The organism is Actibacterium naphthalenivorans (assembly GCF_014196965.1).
GTDB lineage: Bacteria > Pseudomonadota > Alphaproteobacteria > Rhodobacterales > Rhodobacteraceae > Actibacterium_A > Actibacterium_A naphthalenivorans.
Genome location: NZ_JACIEQ010000032.1, coordinates 1 through 4,628, shown reverse-complemented (window position 1 = coordinate 4,628; position 4,628 = coordinate 1). Strand labels below are relative to the sequence as shown.

Annotated in this window: 5 protein-coding genes and 1 pseudogene; all 6 read right to left on the bottom strand. The window is 62.9% G+C overall.

Annotation, left to right across the window (positions count from 1 at the left end):
* Window positions 1-257: pseudogene (locus tag GGR17_RS20030) on the bottom strand (strawberry notch family protein); the annotation flags it as partial.
* Between the two features lie 106 nt (window positions 258-363).
* A complete protein-coding gene (locus tag GGR17_RS20025) occupies window positions 364-639 on the bottom strand; it encodes a type II toxin-antitoxin system RelE/ParE family toxin (protein ID WP_071974127.1) in 276 nt (91 codons plus the stop codon).
* Entirely contained in the window at window positions 626-925 is a 300-nt protein-coding gene (locus GGR17_RS20020; protein WP_074838673.1) for a type II toxin-antitoxin system RelB/DinJ family antitoxin, read from the bottom strand. The genes GGR17_RS20025 and GGR17_RS20020 overlap by 14 nt, the downstream gene beginning before the upstream one ends.
* A gap of 104 nt (window positions 926-1,029) precedes the next feature.
* Window positions 1,030-1,686 carry a DUF6927 domain-containing protein gene (locus GGR17_RS20015; RefSeq protein ID WP_054540627.1) on the bottom strand — a complete coding sequence of 219 codons (657 nt, stop codon included), beginning with the start codon at window positions 1,684-1,686 and terminating at the stop codon, window positions 1,030-1,032.
* Window positions 1,687-1,788: 102 nt separating this feature from the next.
* Entirely contained in the window at window positions 1,789-2,382 is a 594-nt protein-coding gene (locus GGR17_RS20010) for a hypothetical protein (RefSeq protein ID WP_054540626.1), read from the bottom strand.
* A 74-nt stretch (window positions 2,383-2,456) separates the two neighbouring features.
* Window positions 2,457-4,439: a ParB/RepB/Spo0J family partition protein gene (locus GGR17_RS20005; protein WP_183314825.1), complete on the bottom strand. Its 1,983-nt coding sequence runs from the start codon at window positions 4,437-4,439 to the stop codon at window positions 2,457-2,459.
* Window positions 4,440-4,628 lie beyond the last annotated feature (189 nt).

The following is a 4,628-nucleotide window of genomic DNA, read 5'->3' as shown; positions in this document are numbered from 1 at the left end:
GCGTTGGCGATGTCTGCTGTGGCACCGGCCCCACGCAGAAACACCTGGATGGCCGCTGCCTGCATCATGTCATAGGCCATGCGCCAGTCCCAGGCATCGCCGGCATCGCTGCCATGAAACGTCTCGCGCATGATGCGCGCGAGCGCTGAGCTACGCAGGGGCTGGTAGTCGACCTCCGTGCCGATCTGCTCGAGGGCAGAGACGAGGTTAGCGTCGGATTCAACAGGATTGGGGAGCGTTGAGCGGTGCTTGGACATGGGGGTTTCCTTTGGATCAGGGTCTGAGTTCCAAAGGACAAAAAGCCTGCTCTACACTTTGAAGGCGGAGAGCGGGCAATTTCTTAGCGGGGGGCCTGCACCCCGATCATGGCCACTGCTGCGCAGCATGAAGAACGCGCAAAATGGTCACCATCTCAGGGCTTTCAGCATAGACCACGATGTAGTTCGGCCGAACAACCATCTCCCTAGTCCCGTCCACACGGCCCGCGCGGTACATCTGAGGGCGTTCTGGAAGGAGGGACGTCTTGTGTTCAATCTCGTCTTTGAGAACTTGGGCGGCATCCGGGTTGTCGTCAGAGATGTAGTCAATGATTGCCAGCAAGTCGGCTATGGCCGTGGCTTTCCATTCAAGATTTGGCAAGGCGCTTCCCGTCAATCAATGCCTGGGCGTCTTGCATCGCCTTGGCATGGGGCGTTGTGGGGCTTGGATCGTCCAGCGCTTCCTGTACCTTCGCCCGGAACCAGGCGTCATAGGCATCCGGATCAGCGGTCAATCCGGCAGGCAATCCGCCTTCTGCGGCCACGCGGGTTAGAAGAATACGCACCGCGTCGGAGAGCGTCAGACCGACGCCCGCAAGTGCGTCCGACGCCTGTGCTTTCAGCTGATCGTCAACACGGACATGAAGCATGGATGTTTGGGCAGGCATGGATGGTCCTCCAGTTGATGGGAATGATGTATCTCATTTGAGATACGAATTCAAGTCGGCAGTATGTGCGCGCGTAGTCCCGTGGTGTTGTCTCAGCGGGAAATTCAGCCACCCTGCCCCGCTAGGAACTCCGCCAGCACAGGACTGGCCGCGACTTTCGCAGAGCTGAGCAGCTCCGAGCCCGCAAGCGAGGCCTTCGACAGGCGTACGAGCCCACCGGTTTCCTCGATGCGGTAGCAGCGGCGTTTTTGCCGCCCACGCCTGTAGTGTGTCGCGGTGACGATCTGGCAGGTGCTGCCATCGGTGAGCGTCACGGGTGCTGCGAGCCGGATCTTGTCGCCTTCCTCGTAGTCAGGGATCGAAGCCCAGTCCCGGCAGCGCTGGCGCCAGTCCTGGGCGTAGCTGTCCGGGTCTTTCAGGTCGGAGAGGAGCTCGATCAGCCCAAGGGGAGCACGAGACTCGTTCGGGCCAGCGCTTTCCTCCATGTCCTTGTAGCCCCAGCAGCCGTCATCGTATCGGGTGAGGAAGACAGCCCCGAAAGTGATGGAGCCATCCGCATCGGTCACATAGGTCGTGTCCTCGACCGGCGAGCCATCGATACCTGTGACCCTTGCCGCCGCATACCAGGTGGAGCCCACCTTGCAGGCCTTGATCAGTTCGGTTCTGCGCATTTCGCCCTCGAAGGTGCAGAGCCGGGCGATTTCCGCTTTCTCATCCGCGTAGGATTTGACGCGGCCGTCGGTGTAGAAGAGCCAACCCATCTCAGAGTCCTTTCTGTCACTGGGGAAATTGTTGTCGCCAATGTCCCGAGAGGGCCGCAGGCCCGGCAGGGTATTGGCGATGCGTGTTTGAGAATGGGCGCGTTACGCCACCCTCCGGTCATCGATTTCCATCAGGGTATCGAGCGGCACGCGGTAGGGCTGCATGGCGTCGAAATCCTCGCAATTGCCGCAGTTCTGCACGATCGCGAAGGTGTCGCAGGCATCCTTGAGGATGACCCGGAAGGTGCCGCCGAGGCCCGAGGGCACTTCGTAGGTCCCGCCGATGAGATAATCCGAGGCCCGGCGCACGAAGACGCGGATGCTGTGGCCATCGGTGGCGAGCCGGATGGCCCCTCGCCCCCGGTCGATGAGCACCTGCACGTCATCCAGGATGTCGGTGTAGAACTGGCCGGTCAGATCGCGAAACGCCATGCGGCGCTGCGCCATCCAGTCGGTATCCCGAAATGGGTTCATGCCGTCGGCGAAGGCGAAGGAGGGATCGGCCTGTTCGGTGGTGACGATACGGGTGGTCGTGCCATCGATGCCGTTCGAGCGCAGATGCACACCATTGCCGACGATGAGGATCAGGGCCGGCCTGTCCACGGGCCCGTTCCAGTTGGGCAGGAAGGTCTTGCAGGCGCGCGCATGGGCGATCTGCGCCGCAACTGCGGAGGCAGAGAACTTGAGAATAGCCATCGGGATGTCTTTCTGTTCGGTTTGGAAGAGGGTCGACCCGCGCAGGGAATGCCTCGCGCGGGTCGCGTGATGGCTCAGGCCGCTTGCGCGACCTCGCCGTCAGGTTCCGGGGTTTCCGTGATCGGCGCCGTCTCATCACAGGCGCCACCGGCGGTCTGCATCATCGGCGGGCACCAGGCGGCCACGGCAGCGCGCTGCGCGTCCGTGAGTGTGGCGAAGGGTTCGGCGAAGAGCTTGTCGCAGAAGGCGACGATTTCCTTCTTGCTCGACGAGGCCAGCGTCACCGCCTCCTGGGCCAGACCCAGATCCTCGCCCAGAATCTTCAGGAGCCAGGCCTTCTTGAAACGATTGAACAGCGCCGCGTTCGGCGTCCAGTGGGCGCGGATGTCGGGCATGATCTCGATCTCGAAGTCATGCATTAGGCTGTCGCGCCGAGGATCCCGCGCGAAGCAGGACTGCGTGGTGCTGGCCGTGGCATAGGCGACGAGCTTGGCCTTCTCGCCGGCCTTCAGCGCGCGAAACGCCGCGAACTGATCGGCGGGCGGGCGGGTATCATCGAGCCACGAGAGGTCCAGCACATCATGCGCCGCGGCCACCTGCTCAAGGGAGGTCTCGTCAATCTCGTCCATCTTGGCGTGGTTGCGGTATTCCTTGCGGGCATCGATCTTGATCGCCTGCGTGACACTCATGCCGGTGCCCAGAACGTCGCTCACCAGCTTGAAAAGAGTCAGATCGAGCGTGGCCTCCGGATGCAGCGCCATCGCGGCGCCAAGGGCCATGGCTCGCTCGGTCTTGAGGTCCTCTGCCAGCGAGGCTGGATAAGTGATTTCTCCGGCGTCCGGGGCCTCCTCCCCTGTCGGATTACTCGCGGAGCCGCGCGCGCCCTCCTCTTTGACGGTGTCCTCGGGGCGGACGAGGCCCACATGGAGCGTGATCTGCCCACCCTGCCACGAGGCAATCACACCAGCGCGGACGAGGTCCTCGGCGCTGTAGGCCTCCTGCAGGTCGCGGGCTTCCTCTTCCAAGGCGTCCACGCGCTCGTAAAGGGCGTTGTAGGCACCGTCCTCGAGTCCCTCATTCTCCATCTCGAGCTGCAATTTCTCAAGCTCGGCGGTGATTTCATCCACGCGCTTCCGGGCAGCCTCATCAGGCTCGATCGGGCCGGGATAGACGCGGCCGTAGTCGGCCATGGTCGCGTAATCATAGCGGACCATCGCATCGGCCCAGGCAAAGCCCAGCCTCATACGGGCCTCTTCGGCAGCGGCACCGAGCTTTTCGAGCAAGATGGTCTCGACCAGCGCCGCATCCTCAAGCACGGAATGCTCTTCAAGAAGGTCAGCCGCGACTGCGCCGCCACGCGCCTCGTAGTCTTCGCGCACGAAAGCCCCAATATCATCTTTGACTTGCACCCCGCGGGATTTGAGCGCCTGCCGGACGGTATAGGCCTGCATATAGCCGCCGTCTTTCGTGAGCGCCTCGAAGACCTCGCGCTGCGCTTCCTGGCTCGGGTGCTCGGCGAAGGCCTTCATCGTGTCGAGCGTGATCACCTTGCCCCGGGCCGCGGCGCGGATGTCGGGGTGGATAAGGCCATAGCGCAACCGGCCTTTCACGGCGGCCACCGTGGTGCCGAAGGTCTTCGCGATCGTCTCGGGCGTCTGGCCGTCGACCTCCATCATCCGGGCGAAAGCCTCGAACTCGTCGATGGCATTCATCGGTGCCTGGGTGATGTTCTCGGCGAGCGACAGTGCCGTGGTGACGTCGCAGTCTTCCGGCACAAGGCGGCAGTCCACCTTGGTCTTCGCCGTGAACCCCTTGGCGGCCTTGTCGGCAACCAGCTCCTTCAGCGCGGCATAGCGCCGGCCACCGGCGAGGACAGCGTATTTGCCGTCGAGCTTCTGGACCAGGAGAGGCTGGAGCAGGCCCAGAATAGCGATACTGGCCTTCAGATGGGCGATGTTCTCGGGGTGATAGGTTTCCGGCGCGTTGCTGCGCACATTGGCGGGATGCGGGACGAGATCGCCGATAGCGACGGTAAGGGGAGCAAAGCATGTGGTCATGGGATATCCTTCCAGGAGGGTGAAGTGTGGCCCGCGCGCTCACGCGCGTGACCAATCCCCGGCTTCAGGGATCACCACGACAAAAGGCCCACTTTCCCTTTGAGGGGTCAGCGGGCCTTCATCGTCTCAGATGTCAGGGTGAGGAGTCCCCTGCCCTACCAGTCGCGCGCCAGCATGATGGTCAGCACG